15 protein-coding genes, 4 pseudogenes and 1 riboswitch are annotated in these 20,115 nt (G+C 69.0%); of the genes and pseudogenes, 13 read left to right on the top strand and 6 right to left on the bottom strand.

All coding sequences use genetic code 11. The features are described from left to right. Positions 1–267: pseudogene (locus tag ABZ478_RS37600) on the bottom strand (zinc ribbon domain-containing protein); the annotation flags it as partial. 9 nt (positions 268–276) lie between these two features. Continuing rightward, a riboswitch (guanidine-III (ykkC-III) riboswitch) is annotated at positions 277–344 on the top strand. Between the two features lie 11 nt (positions 345–355). On the opposite strand from ABZ478_RS37600, the gene ABZ478_RS37595 reads away from it, so the two are divergent. From ABZ478_RS37595 to ABZ478_RS37575, 5 genes and pseudogenes are all read left to right on the top strand, one after another. After that, positions 356–1,234, top strand: coding sequence for an MBL fold metallo-hydrolase (locus ABZ478_RS37595; RefSeq protein ID WP_359557057.1), 879 nt, complete (start codon positions 356–358; stop codon positions 1,232–1,234). Positions 1,235–1,431: 197 nt separating this feature from the next. Continuing rightward, positions 1,432–1,611: pseudogene (locus ABZ478_RS37590) on the top strand (helicase associated domain-containing protein); the annotation flags it as partial. Between the two features lie 445 nt (positions 1,612–2,056). Continuing rightward, entirely contained in the window at positions 2,057–2,896 is an 840-nt protein-coding gene (locus tag ABZ478_RS37585) for a CPBP family intramembrane glutamic endopeptidase (protein ID WP_359557054.1), read from the top strand. Continuing rightward, a complete protein-coding gene (locus ABZ478_RS37580; RefSeq protein WP_359557062.1) occupies positions 2,893–4,173 on the top strand; it encodes a histidine kinase in 1,281 nt (426 codons plus the stop codon). The genes ABZ478_RS37585 and ABZ478_RS37580 overlap by 4 nt, the downstream gene beginning before the upstream one ends. Then, a complete protein-coding gene (locus ABZ478_RS37575; RefSeq protein WP_359557052.1) occupies positions 4,137–4,781 on the top strand; it encodes a response regulator transcription factor in 645 nt (214 codons plus the stop codon). Before ABZ478_RS37580 ends, ABZ478_RS37575 begins: the two co-directional genes overlap by 37 nt. A gap of 722 nt (positions 4,782–5,503) precedes the next feature. On the opposite strand, the gene ABZ478_RS37570 is transcribed toward ABZ478_RS37575, so the two are convergent. Next, positions 5,504–5,761 carry a hypothetical protein gene (locus ABZ478_RS37570; protein WP_359557050.1) on the bottom strand — a complete coding sequence of 86 codons (258 nt, stop codon included), beginning with the start codon at positions 5,759–5,761 and terminating at the stop codon, positions 5,504–5,506. Positions 5,762–6,204: 443 nt separating this feature from the next. Here ABZ478_RS37570 and ABZ478_RS37565 point away from each other — a divergent pair, with 443 nt between their 5' ends. Further along, positions 6,205–7,425 (top strand): cytochrome P450, encoded by a 1,221-nt coding sequence (locus ABZ478_RS37565; protein WP_359557047.1) that lies wholly within the window; start codon positions 6,205–6,207, stop codon positions 7,423–7,425. A gap of 50 nt (positions 7,426–7,475) precedes the next feature. Beyond that, positions 7,476–7,994: pseudogene (locus ABZ478_RS37560) on the top strand (transposase); the annotation flags it as partial. A 165-nt stretch (positions 7,995–8,159) separates the two neighbouring features. Here the strand turns inward: ABZ478_RS37560 and ABZ478_RS37555 are convergent. Then, positions 8,160–8,435: a hypothetical protein gene (locus ABZ478_RS37555; RefSeq protein ID WP_359557046.1), complete on the bottom strand. Its 276-nt coding sequence runs from the start codon at positions 8,433–8,435 to the stop codon at positions 8,160–8,162. Between the two features lie 719 nt (positions 8,436–9,154). Next, entirely contained in the window at positions 9,155–10,876 is a 1,722-nt protein-coding gene (locus ABZ478_RS37550; RefSeq protein WP_359557043.1) for a SpoIIE family protein phosphatase, read from the bottom strand. A 926-nt stretch (positions 10,877–11,802) separates the two neighbouring features. Between ABZ478_RS37550 and ABZ478_RS37545 the strand changes: the two genes are divergently transcribed. From ABZ478_RS37545 to ABZ478_RS37535, 3 genes and pseudogenes are all read left to right on the top strand, one after another. Next, positions 11,803–12,342 (top strand): hypothetical protein, encoded by a 540-nt coding sequence (locus tag ABZ478_RS37545; protein ID WP_359557041.1) that lies wholly within the window; start codon positions 11,803–11,805, stop codon positions 12,340–12,342. A 310-nt stretch (positions 12,343–12,652) separates the two neighbouring features. Next, positions 12,653–13,015 carry a hypothetical protein gene (locus ABZ478_RS37540; protein WP_359557038.1) on the top strand — a complete coding sequence of 121 codons (363 nt, stop codon included), beginning with the start codon at positions 12,653–12,655 and terminating at the stop codon, positions 13,013–13,015. A 660-nt stretch (positions 13,016–13,675) separates the two neighbouring features. Continuing rightward, positions 13,676–13,927 (top strand): annotated as a pseudogene (locus ABZ478_RS37535) (helix-turn-helix domain-containing protein); the annotation flags it as partial. 97 nt (positions 13,928–14,024) lie between these two features. Here ABZ478_RS37535 and ABZ478_RS37530 read toward each other — a convergent pair. Both ABZ478_RS37530 and ABZ478_RS37525 read right to left on the bottom strand, forming a co-directional pair. Beyond that, the gene (locus ABZ478_RS37530) at positions 14,025–14,792 is read right to left on the bottom strand and encodes a TIGR03943 family protein (protein ID WP_359557037.1); all 768 of its coding nucleotides are present in this window, start codon (positions 14,790–14,792) and stop codon (positions 14,025–14,027) included. Beyond that, complete coding sequence (locus ABZ478_RS37525) at positions 14,789–15,823, bottom strand: permease (protein ID WP_359557035.1); 1,035 nt, start codon at positions 15,821–15,823, stop codon at positions 14,789–14,791. Before ABZ478_RS37525 ends, ABZ478_RS37530 begins: the two co-directional genes overlap by 4 nt. 498 nt (positions 15,824–16,321) lie before the next feature. On the opposite strand from ABZ478_RS37525, the gene ABZ478_RS37520 reads away from it, so the two are divergent. From ABZ478_RS37520 to ABZ478_RS37510, 3 genes are all read left to right on the top strand, one after another. After that, complete coding sequence (locus tag ABZ478_RS37520; protein ID WP_359557032.1) at positions 16,322–17,677, top strand: YibE/F family protein; 1,356 nt, start codon at positions 16,322–16,324, stop codon at positions 17,675–17,677. Positions 17,678–18,207: 530 nt separating this feature from the next. Next, a complete protein-coding gene (locus ABZ478_RS37515) occupies positions 18,208–19,248 on the top strand; it encodes a permease (RefSeq protein WP_359557029.1) in 1,041 nt (346 codons plus the stop codon). Then, a complete protein-coding gene (locus ABZ478_RS37510) occupies positions 19,245–19,985 on the top strand; it encodes a TIGR03943 family protein (RefSeq protein WP_359557026.1) in 741 nt (246 codons plus the stop codon). The genes ABZ478_RS37515 and ABZ478_RS37510 overlap by 4 nt, the downstream gene beginning before the upstream one ends. Positions 19,986–20,115: the final 130 nt, after the last annotated feature.

Genomic DNA, 20,115 nt, shown 5'->3' with positions numbered 1-20,115 from the left:
TGCACGGCGCCACAGGCGCACGTCCACTCGCGGACGTTCAGCGGCAGCTTCCCGCGGACCGCACCGCAGACCCCGCACAGCTTGCTGGACGGGAAGAAGCGGTCGATCACGACGAGTTCGCGCCCGTACCAGGCGCACTTGTACTCCAGCATGGAGCGAAGTTCCGTCCACGCCGCATCCGAGATGGCGCGCGCGAGCTTGCCGGTTACGGACGGTCAGGTCCTCGATCACGACCGTTTGGTTCTCACGGACGAGCCGAGTCGACAGAGCTTCGCGGCGGAGGCTCTCAAGTGCCAGCCCCGGACGAGATGTGCGCCGTACCCGGTCCGCTAAGACGACGCACCCAGGAGACGTCATGTCCGCAGGCACACCCTTCATGGATTTCGACCGCCCGGTCCGCCAGCTTCGCGAGTTGGACGTCCGCTGGATCCACGGCTCACCATCGTCCAAGCACAACACCGACCCGGACATTCAGGTCTACGCCTACGACGAGCACACCGTCATCCTGCGGCAGAACATGGCGATCAACTACGAGGCGCCGTTCCTGTTCCTGCTGTTCGGCACCACACAGGCGGTGCTGATCGACACCGGAGCCACCGCGTCCGCCGAGTTCTTCCCCCTGCGCCGAATGGTTGACGAGCTTGTCGACGGCTGGCTCGCCCGCCACCCCCGACGGAACTACCACCTGCTGGTGCTGCACACCCACGCCCACGACGATCACATCGCGGGCGACCACCAGTTCGCCGACCGCCCTCAGACCACGGTGGTCGACGCAGACCTCACCACGGCCTGGAGACACTTCGGATTCGATAAGGACCCCAACGCCGTGGCGCGAGTCGATCTGGGAGGCCGCGTGCTCGAGTGCCTGGCCACCCCCGGGCACCACGAGGCAGCGGTCACGTTCTACGACCCATGGACCGGGTTCCTGCTCACCGGCGACACGGTCTACCCCGGCCGGCTCTACGTCCAGGACTGGTCCGCCTACGCCCAGACCATCGACCGCCTGATCGAGTTCAGCCAACACAGACCGGTCACTCACGTCCTGGGCTGCCACATCGAGATGACCACCGAACCAGGCATCGACTACCCGGTCCGCACCACCTACCAGCCGCACGAACCCCCGCTGCAGATGACCACCGGCCATCTGCACGACATCCGCGCCGCGCTCAACGAGATCGGCGACCAACCCCGCCGACTCCCCTACCCGCTCTTCGTCATCTGCCCAGACGGCTGAGCCATTCCCGAGGAGCGACGCAGATCCGTAGACTACTGCCAGCACCCAGCCAACGCAGCCACCGAGTGCGCTGCCGCCGGGAGCAGGCGGGGCATCTGGCGGTGCCGTACGGACACCGGGAGCTGATGCCGGCCGGACACTCCTACCCGCTGGCGAGGTGACTGGCAGATCAACGCCGGGCCTTGACGGCCGGGAGGATGCCTGCGGAACGGGCGGCGGACCTGGACGAGCTGGGCATGGTGTGGGACCCGGCAGACGCGGTCTGGGAGGAAAATCTGTCCGCAGCCCGCGCCTACTACGCCGAGATGGGAACGCTGGCGGCCCCGGTGACCGCGACGGCGCTGGACAAGCCGGTCGGGCAATGGCTGGCCAACTGCCGCAAGAAACACGGGCTCGCCAAAAACGCGGACGTGGCCCGGCAGCGCGGCACAGCTCGCCGCGATCGACCCGACTGGAACCCCAGCGCCCTCGGGTGGGCGGTCAACTGCCAACGCACCCCCACCCCGCCACGTCTCGGGCGCGTTCGTCGACCCGCTGCTCGCCGGGCTGTTGAGCAGCGCGACCTGGCCGGCGAGCGCCGTCGCGGTGGTGGGCGTCTGGCTGGCGTACCGACGCCGCGGCGGGCACGGCGTGGTGGCCGGGTTCGGGTGGGGAGGGCGGCTCCGGGTGTCCGGGGCGGCCAGGCGTATCTCGCCGTAGGGCGCGGTGGGAGGGGTGTATCCAGGTCCACCTCGGCCCGGTTGCCAGGTGCAGTGGCCTGCCGGGCGCCGGGGGGCATCGTGGTCCGCGTACTGATTCATCGCCAGGGAGAGGAACGTGCTCATGGGGGGCATGCGTGCGGACTTCGCGGGGCGGACGGAGCGGCGGGGCGGAGTGTGGGGCACGGTGGTCGTGTTCTCGGTCGTGGCCTTCGTGGCGGCCGGGGCGCTGGGGGCGGTGCAGCCGGCGACCGGCATACCGGAAGAGGTCGTGCAGCTCACCCAGTTCGGGCCGGCCCTCGCGGTGGGCGTGGTGGCGCTGTACCGGCGCCGGCGGACGCGCGAGCTGTTGCGGGGCGCCGCCGGGGCGGGTTCGGGTCCCCGCTCCCTGGGCGGTGCGATGCTGCTCGGTGCGGCCGGGCTGATCGTCGCGCTCTGCGTGCTCGGGTACTACGCGGTCCGCGGGGAGGTGCCCTTCACGTCGCCCGCGTCTTTGCAGCACGCGTTCGCGCTGATCGTGGTGGCGCAGCTGGTGGGGGCCTGTGGGGAGGAGGTGGGCTGGCGCTGCTTCCTCCAGCCGCTGCTGCGCAGCCGTCTGGGGAGGGTCGCCTCCTCGGTGGTGGTGGGTGTGTTGTGGGGGGCCTGGCACGTGCAGGTGTTCGCGCAGGCGCCCCTCTACGCCGCGGGGTTCCTCATGGCCACGGTGGCGATGTCGGTGGTCCTGGGTGTCGCGCTGGAGGGCACGGGCGGATGGCGGCGGCTGCTGCTCGCCGGCGGCTTCCACGCGCTGGTCAACATCGGGCTGCTTCTGTTCCTGGACGAGGAGTCGGGCACGGTCCTGCCCATGGTGTGCTTCGGGCTGTCCTGTCTGCCGGTGGCCGCCTCGGTAGTCGCCTTCTCGCTGCGGGCCGGTCGGAGAGCGGCGGGGGCGGTGCCTGGAGCGACTACCCTGCACGGGACATGAGTTCGAGATCCGCCGCGCTCCGTACGGGGCTTTTCCGCCACCTGGCCGCCGTCGGCCGCTGCCATCTCGCCGGTCTGCTGGGCTTGCGGGTGATGGCGGCCGGTGCGGGCGTCGTGGGTGCGCTGCTGTTGTTGCCCGTCGGTCTGGGCCTGTGGCTGCTGCCGCCCGCCTCGGGCGCGTTGCGCCGGTGCGGTGACATCGCCCGGCGGAGGGCGGAGCGGTGGTCGGGGGTGCGGGTCACCGCACCGGGTCCGCTTCCCCGGCCCGCGGGGGCGCGCGCGGTCCTGGCCGACGCGGGGTTGTGGCGGGACCTGTCCTGGGCGTGGCTGGAGCCTTTGGTGGGCGGCCTGCTGGTGGCCGTGCCGCCGTCCCTGGTGGTGTACGGGCTGTTCGGGGCGCTCGTACAGCCGTTCGTGTGGCGGCTCCTCGACGACGGCAACTGGTACGCATTCGTGCCCGTCCACAGCACCGGGCTGATGCTCGCGGCGCTTGTGCTGGGCCTCGGCTTCACGGCGGTGGGGCTGCTCCTCGCACCGCTGGTACTGCGCCTGCACGCGCGGTGGGGACGGCGGCTGCTCGCCGCCCCGCGCGTCACCGAGCTCCAGCGCCGGGTCGGGCAACTGACGGACAGCCGGACCGAGGTGCTGGAGGGGCAGGCGGCCGAGCTGCGGCGGATCGAGCGGGATCTGCACGACGGGGCCCAGGCGCGGCTCGTCGCCCTCGGGATGCGCCTGGACAGCGCGACCCGGCTGCTGGAGGACGATCCGCCAGCCGCCCGAGCGGTGCTGCTGGAGGTGCGCGAGCTCTCCGGGCGGGCCCTGGAGGATCTGCGCGGCCTGGTCCGGGGCATCCAGCCGCCAGTCCTGATCGACCGCGGCCTGGGCGATGCCGTGCGCTCCCTGGCCCTCGACAGCTTCCTCGATGTGGACGTCGACGTCCGTATCGCCGTGCGGCTGCCGGCCGCAGTGGAGTCGGCCGCCTACTTCGCCGTCAACGAGCTGCTGGCCAACGCGGCGAAGCATTCCGGTGCCGGCCGCGTGGGCGTCCTGCTGGTGCACGAGGACACGGACCCCGACGGGCCGCGGCTGCGCGTCACCATCACCGACGACGGCCGCGGTGGTGCGGATCCCTCTCGGGGGACCGGGCTGCTCGGAGTCCGCGGGCGGTTGGCTACCTTCGACGGGACCTTCGCCCTGCACAGCCCGCAGGGCGGCCCGACCACCGTCACCCTGGAGATCCCGTGCGCGTCGTCCTTGCCGAAGACCTCTTCCTGCTGAGGGACGGCCTGCTCCGCACGCTGACCGAGCACGGCTTCGACGTCGTCGCCGCGGTGGACAACGGCCCCGGCCTGCTACGCGCCCTGCTGGAGGAACGGCCGGACGTAGCGGTCGTCGACGTACGCCTGCCGCCCACCCACACCGACGAGGGCCTCCAGGCCGCCCTCGAAGCCCGCCGCCACCACCGCGGCCTGCCCGTGCTCGTCCTGTCCCAGTACGTCGACCAGCTCTACGCCAACGAACTCCTCTCCAGCGACGACGGCGCGGTGGGCTACCTCCTCAAGGACCGCGTCACCGACACCGGCCAGTTCATCGACGCCGTACGCCGCGTCGCCGCGGGCGGCACCGTCCTGGACCCGCAGGTGATCGGACGCCTGCTGGCGCGCGGCGAGGCCCGCGGCACGATCTCCGCCCTCACCCCGCGCGAACGCGACGTCCTGGAACTCATGGCCGAGGGCCGCTCCAACACCGCCATCGCCGCCACCCTCCATTTCAGCGAGAGCGCCGTCGCCAAACACACCGCGAACATCTTCGCCAAGCTCGGCATCGCCCCGTCGGCGGAGGACAACCGGCGGGTCCTCGCGGTCCTCGCCTACCTGCGGCGCTGAGCGGTCCGCCGGGACGCCGCACGCCGGCAAACGCGCCCGGCCGTGGCCATCGGTTCCGTTCCAATCCGGCCCGCGTGAGGTCGTACTCGATCTCGCCGTGTTCGGAGCCCTCGATGGCCTCCGCGGTCGGCCAAGTCAGCCTGTGAGCCGAAACTGAGCACACCGGTGGACAGTCCTGCCCTGCTAGCCGGGTGGGCGGCGGAGCCGAAGTAGGACGGCTACCGTGCCCAGGTCTCCGTGTACGCGGGCCGGCGCGCACGACGCGCCGGGGCACAGCCCGAGTACCTGCGCGGGACCATCCCCGCGGGCACGGGGAGCGCGAGTGCCCGTGGGCGACTCCCCTGACGTGCCCCCAGGAATCGTCTCGCCCCGATCATGCCCCGACAGCCACGAGCCGCGCTCAGGGCCGCCCTTCTCAAGGGCGCGCCGCCATCACCGGTCACGTCCGCGGCGACGGTGCCCTGCGATCGCAGCGGGGCAACTGCCACTGTCAGACCCAGGTGGCAGCATCACCGATGTGAACGTCCTGAGCGTCCTCAACTCACCTCCGTAGCCCACCGTGCGGGTGTGCGCGGGCGGATGCCCGGGGCGTGCATCCGGTGACGGTTTCCGCTCCCTGCGCATGAGGCAGCCACCGTGCAACTCTCCATGGTGAACCGGAGCAACGCAGGAGGTGCGCGGTGGCCTTGTCCCGGCCTGACTTACTCCGCCTGCTGGAGTCACTACGTTCGGCGGACCGACTCGAACTCGTGCGGAGTGTGGCCGAGCGGATGTTGCAGGAGCAGATCGAGTCCGAGGCCGCGGCCCGGATCGGCGCCGAGTGGACAGAGCACACCGAGGCCCGCACCGCCTACCGCAACCGGCTCCTGCGGCCGGTCACCGCCGTGCTCTTCAAGATGCACGACCAAGGGATCGCCTTCCCCCGCCGCTACCTGCCCGAAGGCAGCATCGACGAAATCTACGCCGTCGAGCGCCCTCACCAACACCGAGTCCTCCGGAGACCTGCACGCAGGCGATGCCTCCGTCCGCGAGGCTCAGGACAGCGTCCTGCACCGCGACCCCCCGTTGGCGAACTTCGTGATGACCTACCCGACCCGGCCGGTCGACATCGGCGGCTTTCTGCTTCCGGCCGACCGCCGGTGGTCATCAGTCACACCGCCTGCAACAACGACTCCACGCTGGGATCCCACCGGCCGCTGGGCCAATCGGGTCCACCTCACCTGGGGAGCCGGCCCGCACAGTTACCCGGCCAGATCGCATGCGTGCCTCATCGCCGACGCCGCCATCCTCCACGTCGTCGACGCTCTGCCCGTGATGGACCTCGACGGCCACCGGGACGACGTCGTCTGGCGTTTTCCTCCCTTCCACCGCTGCCTGGTCGCCCTGCCCGTCACCTTCCCCACGAGCTGAAAGAGACCTCAACGTGTCCGAACAGCAGATACTCGTCCTCGACCCGACCGGATCCGACCCGGACGCCGAACACCGGGCCCTGCGCGAGCGCGGCCCGGCGACGCTGGTGGACATCCTCGGCGTACGCGCCTGGTCGGTCTCCGACCCGGCCCTCCTCAAGCAGCTCCTGACCAGCAAGGACGTCTCCAAGGACGGCCGCGCCCACTGGCCGGCCTTCGCAGAGACCGTCACCACCTGGCCGCTGGCCCTGTGGGTCGCGGTGGAGAACATGTTCACCGCCTACGGCAAGGATCACAGCCGCCTGCGCCGCATGGTTGCCCCCGCCCTCTCCGCCCGCCGTACCGCCGCCCTCCAGGCGGACATCGAGGCCTTCGTCGACGGCATCCTCGACGGCCTCCCGGCCGACGGGACGGTCGACCTGCGCGAGCACCTCGCCTACCCGCTCCCGATCGCTGTCATCGGCAAGCTCGTGGGCGTCCCCGCCGACCAGCGCGCCGAGTTCCGCACCGTGGTGGACAACGTGTTCGCCACCCATCTCTCCGTCGAGGAACAAGCCGCGAACACCGCCGCCCTCTACGGCCTGCTGGACGTCCTGATCGAGACCAAGCGCACTGAGCCCGGTGAGGACATGGCCTCGCTGCTGATCGCCACCCGCGACGAGGAAGACGGCTCCGCCCTCAGCCACGCCGAGCTACGCGACACGCTCCTGCTGGTGATCAGCGCCGGATACGAGACCACCGTCAACGTGATCGACCAGGCCATCACCACCCTGCTCACCGATCCCCAGCAGCTCGCCCACATCCGGGAAGGCCGCTGCACCTGGCAGGACGTCGTCGAGGAGACCCTGCGCCACCAGCCCGCGGTCAAGCACCTTCCCCTGCGCTACGCCCGCACCGACATCTCGCTCCCCGACGGCCGGACGATCAAGGCCGGCGAGGCGATCCTTGCCTCCTACGCCGCCGCCAACCGCCACCCCGACTGGCACAAGGAGGCCGACCGTTTCGACGCCACCCGCCCCAGCAAGGAACACCTCGCCTTCGGACACGGCGTTCACTTCTGCCTCGGTGCCCCGCTGGCCCGACTCGAAGTCGCCACCGCGCTTCGCCTGCTCTTCGAACGCTTCCCCGACGCCCAACTCGCCACGGAGCGAACCGCGCTGAAGAAGCTGCCGAGTCTCATCAGCAACGGACACGCCTCCGTCCCCGTGCGCCTGCGCCCGATGTCGGGCCACTGACCGATACCGAGGGGGAAGACCACCACCCCGCACTGGAGCAAGACAGCACCCTCCGCGCCGGCGCCGAGGTCGCCGAGCTGACGGGCATGGTCGACCTGGACGGCTACCCCGACGGCACCCGGATCATCGTCCGCTGCGAGCGTCCGCACCCCGGCGCCCAACTGTCCGTGTTCGACCTCGACGAGGGCATGCGCCACCAGGTCTTCCTGACCGACACCCTCTACGGCGAAGGCTCACTGCAGCATTTGGAGGTCCGCCACCGCGCACACGCACGCCTCGAGGACCGCATCCGCTGCGGAAAGACCACCGGCTTCGGCCGCTCCCCCTCCCGCCACTTCACCCTCAATCAAGCATGGCTGGAGCTGTCCCTGGTCACCACCGACCTGCTCGCCTGGACCCAGACCCTGCTGCTGGAAGGAGAGTTGGCCACCGCTGAGCCGAAGAAGCTGCGCTACCGGCGGCTGCACGCAGCCGCCCGCATCACCCGCGGCGGCCGCCGCCGTCGCCTGCGGATCGCCGCGATCTGGCCCTGGCGGCACGAACTCATCGGCAACCGCGGCAGAGTTTAAGGACGAGACCGTCCCTAGCGGACAGTGTCGCAGTCATCGGCATAACCGTGATGCTGGAGAGCCGACCGGCGCCCCGGCTTCCTTCCTGAGTGCCCGCCACGATGGTTATGCTCCAGAGAGCGGGAGCTTATCCAGGATCCAAGGCGGTGTAGATGGCCCGCCAGGCTAACGAGCGTGACGGTTCGGATCGCGCGGGTCGCGCCCCATGAAGACCCATCGACCCTCTTCGTCCTTGGCAGGCTTGCCGTTGACGCTCCAGTTCCAGAACGTCCGTAGGTAGATCTCCGGCTCGTGCACCAGCGGCCTGAGCCACTCGGCTACGCGCTCCTGCGATACGGGCTCCACCACCAGGTGGTCCGGGGGCCACCCGTTTCCGTTCAACTCCACGTCGACGACCTGGCCGGCCGCCGGACCCATCATCAGGATCGCCTGCTCGCTCATGCCCGGGACCCTACCGGCCCGGTACGAGGCTTGAGAACGACGGAGTTCTCCGAGGACAAGTAGTCCTGGGACACCGCGACGCCCGCGTGGGGCACGTCATCGGCGACGGCGGGGTAATGCGAGCGTCCAGGAAGGCACCGATCCGGGCGAACCGCTCGGCCGTGACGTTCGGCTGGTCGAAGGGGCGCAGCTCCATAAGTGGGTTTCCCTCCCTGGGCCGCTCACAGCAAGCAGCTTCGTACAAGGGATTGTTATACCGGGCTATCCCAATACCGAGTTGGGTGGTGTGAGATCGGCCTCCGCCGCGGCGACGACGGCCAGCCAGCAGCGCTCCCGCTCCCCCGTACTTGGCGTCATCTCCACTCGGACTGCTGCCCGCCTCCACTACCGGACTGGGCTCGCTGGTCGCCTCCTGCCACCCATTGATCTGGCCCGTAGGTGTGAATTTGCCTGTGGTGTGCCGTCCGTCGCTACGGTCAGCTCCGTGAACCGCGCAGGCGACCCCAACGCCTCCGTCCGCCACATCACTCACAGAACCGGCGCGAGGTGGACCAGTGGCGTGGGGCTTGATGCAACCTCAGCGGCAGAGCAGACTGGTGTAGTCGGGTATTCCCGGGGCGGTGTCCCGTCGGCGGAAGTCGCAAGACCAGGAGAACGCCCGGTCGCCGGTGAGCGGCTGGCGGGCGTCGTCGGCGTCGAGGGGTTGGTGTCGCGCTGAATCACGGTGCAGTCGGCACGGGACCTGCGTGGGGTGGGTGCGTGACGCGCAGGGCGAGGAGGGCGACGTCGTCGGCAGGCGTGTCCCCCGCGACGAGGTCTGCGATCGTCTCAAGAACTTCCTCCAGCGGGCTGTCGGCGCCCTCGTGCAGAAGGGCGCAGGCGTGCTGGATGGCGGCGTCGATGTCATGTCCGGGGCGTTCGACGAGCCCGTCGGTGTAGAGCAGGAGGGTGGCGCCGACGGGCAGGTGCAGGCGCTGCTGGGTGCGGTGGCCGTGCAGGCCGGGGTGGATCAGCAGGTCGTGTTGGTCAAGGTGCTCGCAGGTTGTGCCTGGCCGGGCGAACAGGGGGGCTGGGTGGCCGGCGTTGGTCCAGGTCAGGGTCCAGCCGTCTGCGGCGGGGGCGAGGTGGGCGTGGACGAGGGTGCCCGACAGGTTGATGTTCAGCGCGGTGTTGGCGCTCTCCAGGGCCTGTACGGCGGTCATGGGGCCGCCGTCGGGGTGGTCGTGGTCGGCTTGGCGGAGCATGCTGCGCGCTTGCCCCATCAGGGTTGCGGCGCGCATGTCGTGGCCGGTGATGTCGCCGATCGTCACCGCGAGCGTCGCGGTTTCGCCGTCGGGGCATTTGGCGCGGTTGAGAGTGTAGGCGTCGTACCAGTCGCCGCCGACCATGTCCTGCGCGGCGGCGGGCCGGTACAGGGCGGTCATCTCCAGCCCGTCGATGGTGGGCAGGTCGGTGAGCATGGCCTCCTGGAGTTGGCGGGCCACGTCGATGCGGTCGTCGAGGAACTGGGCCCGCTCCAGTGCTTGCGCGGCGTAGCCGCTGATGGCGTACAGGACCGCGCGTTCGGCCAGGTCGGGTCTGTGCGGGGTGTCCCAGGCCAGGGCCAGCGCTCCGAGCATCCGGCGGGTGCCAGCGAGGGGTAGGCACACCATGGAGGCGAAGCCGAGGCGTTCCCAGCGGGCGGCCGCATCCCTGCCGTAGGCGGCCCGGACTTCGTCGATGCCGTGCACCTCCACCAGGCGCTTGCGCTGCACGGCGCGGGCCGTGGGCCACGCGCCTTCTTCCGGGTCGACCTGCGGCGCCTGAGCCTCGGCAGGCGGCTGTCTGCGGGCCCGGCCCGGGCGGTTCACGGGTTCGAGGCTGAAGCCGACGTAGACCGGCTTGAGATCGCTGGTGATCAGTTCACCGACCTGGGTGCGGACCTCCTCCACCCCGACGGTGTCGGCCAGGACTTCCGAGGCCCTCAGCACCAGTTCGGAGCGTGCCAGGAGCGCGGCCGTCTCGGCGCGGGCCTCCTCGGCCTGCCGGGAGACGATCCGCAGCCGCAGTTCCGCTCCGCACGCGGCGGCCAGGTCCTCGAGTGCCTGCACCTCCCGCTCGCTCCACTGACGAGGCCGGGGATCGACCGCGCACAGCGCGCCCAGGACGACCCCGTGGGAGTCGACCAGCGGCATGCCCGCGTAGCCGGCCGCGCGGAGGTGGGCGACCACCGGTCCGCTGAGCGTCCGGGGATCGGTACGGGCATCGGTCACTACCAGCGGAGCACCGGAGTCCACCACGTACTCGCAAAGGGAGTGCGCCAGCGCGGTCTGCCGGGACACCGACCACGGCTGGCCCGCCCCGGCCATGCCTGGAAACACCTGGCGGCCGTCCTCGGCCAGCGCCACCAGCGCCACCGGCACGTCCAGCATGTTCGCCACCAACCGCGCGAACCGGTCCATACCCGCGTCCGCCGACGCCGACAGACCCGTTCGTGCCAGTGCGGCCAATCTCCTGGCGAGAGCCACATCCCTTTTGCCCGTCACCGCTACGAGACCTTTCTCCCGTTCTGTCACCGCCAATACTGCTGGCGGGTAGACGAATACCCCGACAGCGATCGGAACCCCAGCGGCACCGCCGAGTCGCGTGCACTTCGGGCATGCCTTCGCCGGCGAGCACGGCGGCCAGAGTGACCAGTGCTACATCCTGCCTTCAAGCGAGTCACTCTCACCGACCAGGCCCTGGGGCGGGCGGCGCAGGCGCAACTGGCTCTCTGGGTGCGGACGTGGGAACGGTGGCGTAGGGCCGTGGCCGGGCTGGGACACGACAGGCGAGGTCGGGGCCTTCGCCCGGGAGTAAGCGGGTGGGAAGCCGACCCCGGCGGCCGGGGCGGCGGGCACGAGGGAGCCAGCCGAGCTACCCCCCGTGGCGCGGGGACGACGATCAGATGGTGGTCACTGCCACGACCCGGCTGGAGCTACCCCCGCAGGCACAGGGACAACGCAGTTCGGGCAGCGGGTGGGCTGGTGTTGGCGAGCTACCCCCGCGAGCGGACGTCACGTGCAGGAAGACGCAGTCGTCGGCGATGCGTCACCCTCGCGCCTCGGGGGTAGCTGCGGCGGCCGGTGACCGGACACGGGCGTGTAGAACTCGTCCCCGGGTCTGCGGGGATTGTTCCTGGCTGCTGTCGGCGAAGGCCGCCGGACGGCATCCACTACAAGACCTGAGCTGCGCAGTTCCGGGTTTCACCCGTCCTACTGGGATGGAGCGTGGGCAGCACCCGCTGCCAGATGATCACGATTAAGTGAACATCGCCGATGCAGCACAACCGCACAACTCCTTCACTAGTCACACACCCGCAAGGCACAGCACAGACCCAGGGAAGAACATGCATCAGGCGCAGTACCCGCAGCAGCAAGCCGGATGGAGCGCGCCTGCGCCACAGCCGCCGAAGAAGCACAGCACCGGGAAGAAGGTCGGACTTGGCTGCCTCGGCATCTTCGCTCTCTTCGTGGTAGGCGGCATCGCCAGCGGAAGCTCCGACGACACCGGCGGCGGCAAGAGCGATAAGTCCGCCACCGCCGGCAGCCGGAAGGACAACCCGAAGCCTCACAAGCCGAAGCCCTCGGCGACACCGAGCGTCGACTGGGGCGCTGCCGAAAAGGCCGCCGGCATTCCACCTAAGCCCACCGGTGCTAAGCGTGCTCAACTGCTTCACGATCTCTCTGCGGTTAATCCGGACATCGTGAAGTACGACGACAAGGCCATCGACGCGGCCCGCAACCAGTGCAGCGCGATCAACGGTGGTGGCAGCAGGATGGACTGGTCGGCGTCTCAGCGCTTCACGTACAAGGATGTGACGACCACTGAGGCACAAGGCAAGCAGATCAACAAGATTTTGAAGAGCAGCGACTTCTGCAAGGTTTGACCATGCACGAGGAATCGCAGGATTGCCGAGACCGCTAGTTATGGGAGGAGAACGCTGCAGTCGCGGTCGGCACTAGCGACTGCACTGTGTTCACCGAGTCCGGCAGCAACAGCTCCTAGGTCTCACCGCCGGCGGTTACCAGGGCACCAGTACTCGTCCCACATCGCCGCAAGGCCGGTCGGGCCCAGCCTTGCTCCTGCCCTGTGCAGATCCAAAGCAAACGCGGCTGCGATGCGGGTAGCAGGATGCTTTTGTGGGCGATTCGACTAGAACTCGTCATATTTGGACCAATAGATAGAAAAGGTCAGTCGTGCGCAAGATATTTGGTGCTGCCGTCGTTTTGTTGACCCTGGCGTGTACTGGGTGCTCGGAGAATAAGCCTGCGGACCCCTACGCGGCGGACACTGAGCCATTTGTGGCCCTTCCGAAGACGATCGAGTTTCGCAAGTGGCTCGACGAACACGGTAAGCCGTGGAAGGGGGTGACTAAGGTGGATAGTTCGACGCCGGATGCGGCAACGATCCGTGTAAATGCTCCGTACGACAATGAAAATGGAGCAGAACAGCTGATTCATCTATGGGGCAAGTACGTGGGTGTCAATCCATCGGACCTAACGGTCAGCGTATTTGACAATGATACCGGACAAATCTACGTCAACTACGTCGCGCATTGATGCGTGGGATGTGAATTGGTCCGCGGCGATATCGACCAGGAGCGGACTGTACTCGAGCCAGTCGTGGGCCAAGGTACCGGCGTCGCCCCAGCGGATGCCGGTACTCAACTGCCAATGGCCCAGGCTCGGACGGTGTGAATGCGCGGCCAGAACCAGCGAGGTAAGCCAGCACGCGCCGTGCGGGCCCGGACCGTCTCGACTCGCACACGCTCCATATCGATCGGCTCAATGGTGAGACAACTTGTGTGCGGAGTGGAGTAGTTCGGCATGGCCGCGGGACCATAGAGTTCGACCACCCTACCGTCGCCTGATGGAAGCGCAGCGGCCGATACCGGCCGTGCCCGTGCGGGATGCGCGGCAGGGCGGACTCGACGACTGCGCACGGCCGGGCACAGAAACGCACGGCAGCGCAGTCAAGGTCCGTGTCTTCGTTCAGGAGTTCGACGGCCTGGGCGCGGGCGGCGATGTCCCCCGTCTCCTCTGCCAGCAAGGAGCGGGAGAGCCGCTGGCAGGCGATAGGCCATACAGGACTGGTCGCCGCTTCGGCGAATGCATAGCGTTGATAACCAGGGGGAGCCCGTTGTGTCTAGTGCTGTGACCGGGAACGTTTGCCGGGTTGCTCGTTGTGTTGGTTGGACGTGAACCAACCAAGGGGCGGGAATGGCACCACAGGTCAAGGTCCGCAGGCTGACTGAGCAGGAGGGGCAGAGGCTTCAGCAGATCGTGCGGCGGGGCAGCACGAGCTCGGTGCGGTTCAGGCGGGCGATGATGCTGCTTGCCTCGGCGGGCGGCAGCACCGTCCCGGTCATCGCCCGCCTGGTGCAGGCAGACGATGACACTGCGAGGGACGTAATCCACCGCTTCAACGAGATCGGGCTCGCATGCCTCAATCCTCAGTGGGCGGGAGGCCGTCTCCCGGCCGATCGTGATCGGCCGGGGGACGTTCCGGCGCACCCGACGATGCCCGGCCCGCAGCCCGTGCTGCTGGCCTACGCATCCCTAGCCCGTCTCACCCTGCACCACCTCGTGCAGCCCTGAGCTCGCTGCCGGCTGCTGAGTCAGGTGTGAGCGGCAGGTCGTCCGTGTAGGCATTGACCGGTGGGGAGATCGGTCTGGTGCCGTGGACGTCAAGGGCGGCTTCGGCGGCCCTTGTGCCGAGCGTGCCCTTCGGATGCCAGGTCCCGGTCACCGCCAGCCAGGTGTTGGCGGGCGGGGCTTCAGTCCCGTACATCCGTACCTTCACAGACTGCGAGTCCGCAGCACAACAGGTGAAGATGATCCGGGTCAGATACCAGCCGTCCCCCTGTTTGGCCGGGGTGACGAAGCCGGTCATCAGGATGGTGCGGCCCTTGATGGCCAGTGCGCGGTCCTGGCGGACGCGGGCGGTGTAGTCCGTGAGGGTCATGGGCAGCGGTGAGGTCGCGGGCAGCGGAGCGAACTGCTTCTGCTCCTTGACCGCCTTGTCGTTCGAGCGCGCCGCGGTGTACGCGCCGAGGGCCGGCGGGGCGTAGAGGAGCAGGCTCAGTGCGGGCAGGAACAGCAGCCAGGCGATGCGCGGTGCGCCGGAGTGACCGTGCCCGTAGTCGGCATGCTCATCCCGTCCCCGGTCGAGCACCGCCCCCGCCAGGCCGAGCAGTACCAGCAGGAAGCCGGAGATGATCAGCAACGGGCGCAACCCCTCCTTGACGTACCGCAGGTAGAGGTCGTTGAGGACCGCGGAGTGCAGCAGACCGGCGCCGGTCAGGACCAGGAGCGACACCTGTACGGGGCGTCTCACAGCAGCGCGCCTCCGATCAGTGCGCTGGCGGCGACCGCCACCACGGTGGTCGCGGTGGAAAAGCGCCAGGCGAACTCCCGCCCGAACGTTCCTGCCTGAAGCGCGATCAGCTTCAGGTCGACCATCGGCCCGACCACCATGAACGCGAGCCGCGCGGTCGGCGAGAACCCGGTCAACGATGCCGCGACGAAGGCGTCGGCCTCCGAGCACACCGCCAGCACCACAGCCAGTCCGGTCAGGAAAAGGACCGACCACCCGGGCGATCCGGAGAAGGTGTCGAGGACGGAGCGTGGCACGGTCACGTTGAAGGTGGCCGCCGCCATGGCACCGAGGACGAGAAAGCCCCCGGCGTGCAGGAGGTCGTGCTGGAAGCCGAGCCGGAACTCGGTCCACCGGCTGTGACCGTGCCGGTGGCCGGTGTGCCGGACGGTCGGCCGCAGCCATTTCTCCCGGCCCAGCCAGAGCCACAACCAGCCCATCACGGCGGCGGTCGCGAGCGACGCGAGCAGCCGGGCCGCGACCATCGCCGGACTGTCGGGGAAGGCCACGGCGGTGGCGGTCAGTACCACCGGGTTGATCGCGGGCGCGGAGAGCAGAAAGGCGAAGGCGGCGGCCGGGGTGACGCCCCGGCGGATCAAGCTGTTCGCGACCGGGACGGAGGCGCACTCGCAGCCGGGTAGCACGGCGCCTGCCACGCCGGCCACCGGAACCGCGAGCGTGGGTCGCTTCGGCAGCACCCGCGTGAACAGCTCGGCGGGTACGAACGCGTTGATTGCTCCGGACAGAACCGTGCCCAGGAGGAGAAAAGGAAGCGCCTGAACAGTGATGGCAAGGCACACCGTGCGCCAGGCTTGGACGGCGGGATGACTGAGCCACTGGGCGCCCCAAGCCGCCGGACCCAGGACGGCCACACTCACGACTGCCAGGCTTCCGGCCACCATCGGCCATGAGATCCGGCGACGTTGAGGCCTACGGACGGCTACTGCCGCCACCCCTCCGACCGCATCGATCATTTCATCCGCTTTTGGCATTTTTACTCCAAATATCGGATACACGGCTGAAGATAGGCGAGCGGGCCGTCCGGGAGCCCCGCCCACACGCCGTCATGACCAAATCATGGGATTTCGAATGGCGACGGGCTTTTCGCGGCACGCGCCCGGAGCGGTGCGGACAATGCGGCCGGTGAAGAGGTTCATGATCCATACACAGTGAGCAGAACGCTCGATCGTCCGGCGACGCCCGGGCTGAGTGCACGGCACAGCCGTTCCCGTACTCTTCCTCAGAGCCGCCGCCCAGGACCGGCTCCGGGGAGGGCACGGACAACCGCGAAGGGGCACGGCATGGGAACCGCTGACCGGCAGAGTGCCGGAGACTGGATCCGAGTCGGCGACCCGCCCTCACCGAGGGGTGATCGTGCAAGCGACTACGGGTACGGAAATCCTCCTGAGTCGACACCTCACCCCGGCTACGCACCCGATGCCGGCACGGACCATGTCCCCTCTCAGACGACAGGCCACGGGCACGCACCCGTGACCGGGCATGGCTCCGGTCACGGTCCCGGAGCGGACGCGGCCGGTCACGCACCAGCGCATACTCACGGACACAGCCACAGCCACGGGCCCGCCACGCCGGTCTCCCGGCACCTGCGCAAGGTCATCGCGGCGATCCTGATCCCCTTCACAGCCGCGGTCGTGGTGGGGCTCGTGGTGCTGTGGCCGGGCGGTGCGCCGCCGCACAAGCGCACCGGCGTCGGCTTCGACCAGCAGACCCAGCAGGCGACGGTCACCAAAGTCGTCGAGGTGAGCTGCAAGTCGGTGAACGCCTCCGGCGAGACCCCCACCGGCGACACCTCCACCGCCGAGAGCAACTCGGCGCAGCAAGAGGCGAACGGCACCTGCCACAAAGCCACGATCCGAGTCGACACCGGCAAGGACAAGGGCCGCACCTTCACCGAGATCGTGCAGCCCGACCAGACGCGACAACTACACCAGGGCGAGAAGGTCGTGACCGCCTACGAACCCTCCGCTCCCAGGTACCTGCAGTACTCAGTCGCCGACGTCAACCGCCGCTTCCCGATGGGCCTGCTCGCCGGCATCTTCGCACTCGCCGTCGTAGCGGTGGGTCGGCTGCGCGGGGTGATGGCGCTGGTCGCGTTGGCCATCAGCTTCATGGTGCTGAACTTCTTCATCTTGCCCGCGGTCCTGCAGGGCTCGAATCCACTGCTCGTAGCGGTGGTCGGCTCGAGTGCCATCATGCTGATCGCGCTGTACATGTGCCACGGCCTGTCGGCCCGTACATCGGTGGCGGTGCTCGGCACCCTGCTCTCGCTCGCGCTGATCGGCATCCTGGGCTCTGCGTTCATCGGATGGGCCGCCCTCACCGGCAACACGGACGACAGCACCGGCCTGATACACGGTCTCTATCCGAAGCTCGACATGAGCGGTCTGCTCCTCGCAGGCGTCATCATCGGCTCCCTCGGCGTGCTCGACGACGTCACGGTGACGCAGACATCGGCCGTCTGGGAGCTGCACGACGCCAACCCCACGATGGGATGGCGCGGGCTGTACCGGGCAGGCATCCGCATCGGCCGCGACCACATTGCCTCCGTGGTCAACACCCTCGTCCTCGCCTACGCCGGCGCCGCCCTGCCGCTGCTGCTCCTGTTCTCCATCGCCCAGAGCGGCGTGGGCACAGTCGCCAACAGCGAGCTGGTGGCCGAGGAGATCGTCCGCACACTGGTCGGCTCCATCGGTCTGGTCGCCTCGGTACCGGTCACGACGCTCTTGGCGGCCCTGGTGGTCGCAGCCGATCGCCCCGGCCCGGAGAGGGAAACGACAACCGCGGGAGTGGCAGCGGGCCGGGGCGGGCGTCGACGCAAGCGCTGAGAGCGGTCGCGCCCTGCCCTATGGACCTTCGAGGGCGAGGCCCACAAGCAGCGCAACACCCTCGAACGGTGCATCAACAAGCTCAAACAGTGGCGCGGCCTGACCGCGACCATCTACCTCGCCGGACTCCACCTCGCCACCATCTTCATCTGGTCGGCAAGGTGACCCGAAGGGCAGGCCACAGTGCCAGGGAGCTAAGGAGAGCGGGCTGGCCCGGTCGTGCAACGCTTGAGGAGGACCAGCCTGGTCTGGTGAGGAGCCCCGCAGAGTGGGCGAACACCGTGTGGGGACGTCACGCCGTCACGTCCCGGTCGGCGTGAGGATGCACCTGCCCGCGTTCGGGGAGGGGAGACGCGTGGTGACTCGCTCAGGTTTCGTCGATGCAGGGAGTTGACCTGCCAGCGATGGACGCGCGCCACCGTAGTTGCGGGAGTAATTGCGCATCTTCACGGTGAGACACCGAGGCATCGCGGCCGTATGGAAGGAGAAGGCACTTACCTTCGCACGACCTTGCCGGAGGTAGCTCACCCGTGGCCATCAGCAAAGCCGCCCCGCCCGGGCCGTTTTCCCGGACTCGGCAACCACAAGCCGGCGGGGAGCGGGACCGAGGAGGCCAGGAAAGGTGGCACTTCAACTCCTCCCTCGCCCTGACCATGCTCCTGCTCATCGTTGTCCTCATGCAGGGCCCGATCCGCCGGGCACTGGCCACCCCGGTGATGCAGAGCTGGATGACGGTGTTCGTCGCGATGGTGGTCCAAGCGCTGCCCTTTCTCGTCTTCGGCGCGCTGCTGTCGGCGGCGATCGCCGTTTTCATACCGCCCTCGTTCTTCGCCCGCGCCCTGCCCGGCCGTACCGCCCTCGCCGTCCCGGTCGCCGGTGTGGCGGGTGCGGTACTGCCTGGCTGTGAGTGCGCGTCCGTGCCGGTGGCCGGCGCACTGGTGAGACGGGGTGTCACACCGGCCGCGGCCCTCGCGTTCCTGCTGTCCGCCCCAGCGATCAACCCGATCGTCCTGACCGCCACGGCCGTCGCCTTCCCACGCGACCCGCGGATGGTCCTGGCCCGCTTCCTGGCGAGTCTGCTGGTGGCCTGTGTGATGGGCTGGCTGTGGCAGCGCCTCGGCCGCACCGACTGGCTGCGCCTGCCAGCACACACGAAGGACACCGGCCAGAGCAAAGGAGAGAGGTTCTGGGGCTCGGTCCGGCACGACACGATGCACGCGGGTGGCTTCCTGGTCCTTGGCGCAATGACCGCGGCCACGCTGAAGACAGCGGCTCCGGCGAGCTGGCTGCGCACGGCAGCCGGCAATCCGGTACTTGCGGTCCTGGCCCTCGCGGTCCTCGCCGTAGTGCTGTCGATCTGCTCGGAGGCCGACGCGTTCGTGGTGGCGTCGCTGACCCAGTTCTCACTGACGGCCAGGCTTACGTTCCTGGTGGTCGGCCCGATGATCGACCTGAAGCTGTTCGCGATGCAGGCGGGCACCTTCGGCCGCGGCTTCGCGCTGCGCTTCGCACCCACCACTTTCGCCCTCGCCATCGCGGGCGCGGTGCTGACCGGGACGGTGCTGCTGTGAACCGGCAGGCACAGGCGGCGGTCCTGCTCCTGATCGGCGTGGCCCTGCTGCACGCGGGCCTCACCGACCTGTACCTGCGCTACGTCAAAGCGGGCCTGCGCCCTCTGCTGCTGATGGCCGGGACGCTCCTGACCGTGACTGCGCTGGCGACGGCCTGGTACGAGTGGAAGCGCGCGCGTCGCAAGGTCCGGGAGGCTTGTACCGGTGACGAGACCCGGGAGCACACCCACCGCGAACCTCTCATGTCATGGCTCCTCGTCCTCCCCCTCTTCGCCCTCATCCTCGTCGCCCCGCCGGCCCTGGGCTCCTACAGCGCGATGCGCACCGGTACAGCCCTGCAGCCACCGTACGGCTATGCGAAACTCCCGACCGGCGACCCCGTACCGATCAGCCTGGTCGACTATGCGGGCCGCGCGTTCTACGACCACGGCCATTCCCTGGAAGGCCGCAGCGTGCGGATCACCGGTTTCGTCGCCGTGGCTCGCTCGGGAACTCCCTACCTCGTCCGCATGGCCCTCAACTGCTGTGCCGCAGACGCCCAGCCGGTGAAAATCGGCCTTACCGGGAACATTCCGCCCGTCTTGCAGCCGAACGCATGGCTGGAGGTGACAGGCAGGTATACCGCGCAGCGGACCCGGGACCCTGTGAACAACGGCCCGATCCCCTTCCTCCAGGTCACCGAAGCCAGGCCGGCACCAACGCCCCACGATCCCTACGACGAAACCTGGAACAACTGAGCGACCAGACTGCCGGGCTTCTCGCCCATGCTGGTGAGGAGCGCCTCGCAGCTCACTTGTGTGGCCCGCCGAGACGCCACGGGTCGCGGAAGACGGTGTGCCACGCTCCTTCCGTCGAACAGGACGCCGA

The organism is Streptomyces sp. NPDC005706 (assembly GCF_040631045.1).
In the GTDB taxonomy this organism is placed as follows: Bacteria; Actinomycetota; Actinomycetes; order Streptomycetales; family Streptomycetaceae; genus Streptomyces.
The sequence above is the reverse complement of the archived record's forward strand: the minus strand, read 5'-3'. Positions and strand labels throughout refer to the sequence as shown.